Origin of the sequence: Pseudomonas atagonensis (genome assembly GCF_011369485.1) — a bacterium.
Classification (GTDB): Bacteria; Pseudomonadota; Gammaproteobacteria; order Pseudomonadales; family Pseudomonadaceae; genus Aquipseudomonas; species Aquipseudomonas atagonensis.
The window spans coordinates 1-878 of record NZ_VXCA01000074.1; the positions used below are offsets into that span (position 1 = coordinate 1).

The window sequence follows — 878 nt, forward strand, 5'->3', positions numbered from 1 at the left end:
CTCCATGAATCTTAGCTGGCCATCGAAAAAATACGCGGGGGAAATGTAGACGCGCATCCGGCGTCGGCCGGACGGTGCTGGCGCAATGGCTGCGGCGGACTATCGTTGCCAGACGCGGTCAATGTCTCTGCTGAGGACGACGTCATGAACACCAGTGATTTGCTCGAACAACTGCTGCGGGGCCAGGCCTCGGCAGGGCAACAAAGTGGCGCCTCGGCCGGTGCTGGCCTGGGTGGCCTTGGTGGCTTGCTGGGCGGTTTGCTCGGTGGGCTGCTGGGCGACGGCGCGGGTGGTGGTCTGGGCGGGGCTTTGGGTGGTGCGCTGGGTGGCGGTACGCAAAGTCGTTCGGGCGGCACCAATTATGCGGCGCTGGCGTCGCTGGGGATGATGGCGTTTCAGGCGTATCAGGCGTGGCAACGCAGTCAGGCCAGTGCCGCGCCGGCGCAGACGCCGCAAACGGCGGATCTGCTCGCCGGGCCACAGGTGGAGGAGCATAGCCATGCGGTGTTGCGTGCCTTGATTGCGGCGGCCAAGGCTGACGGGCGTATCGATGACTCGGAAAAGCATTTGATCAGCAGTGAGATTGGCAAGCACACGGACGATCCGGATTTGCAGAAGTGGCTGGATGCCGAGGTGGCCAAGCCGCTGGATCCTGCAGAGGTGGCGCAGGCTGCGCAGGAGGATCCGGCGATGGCGGCGGAGATGTATCTGGCCAGTGTGATGCTGGTGGATGATCAGCAGGATGCCGAGCGCAATTATCTGGATGAGTTGGCGGCGGCGCTTGAGATTGATCCTGAGTTGCAGGTGCATTTGGAGCAGCAGGTCAAACGGGGATGATTGGGGGGGCATTGGGGGGAGATCCGTTGCTGCGGGTGCTG

Annotated in this window: 1 protein-coding gene; it reads left to right on the top strand. The window is 63.4% G+C overall.

Annotated elements, in window-relative coordinates:
* The first annotated feature begins 144 nt into the window (after positions 1-144).
* The gene (locus tag F2P67_RS27560; RefSeq protein WP_166226412.1) at positions 145-837 is read left to right on the top strand and encodes a tellurite resistance TerB family protein; all 693 of its coding nucleotides are present in this window, start codon (positions 145-147) and stop codon (positions 835-837) included.
* Positions 838-878 lie beyond the last annotated feature (41 nt).

What these genes read in the sequence shown, in the direction of transcription:
- F2P67_RS27560 (WP_166226412.1), top strand. Translation starts at nt 145, where the DNA reads ATGAACACCAGTGATTTGCTCGAACAACTGCTGCGGGGCCAGGCCTCG.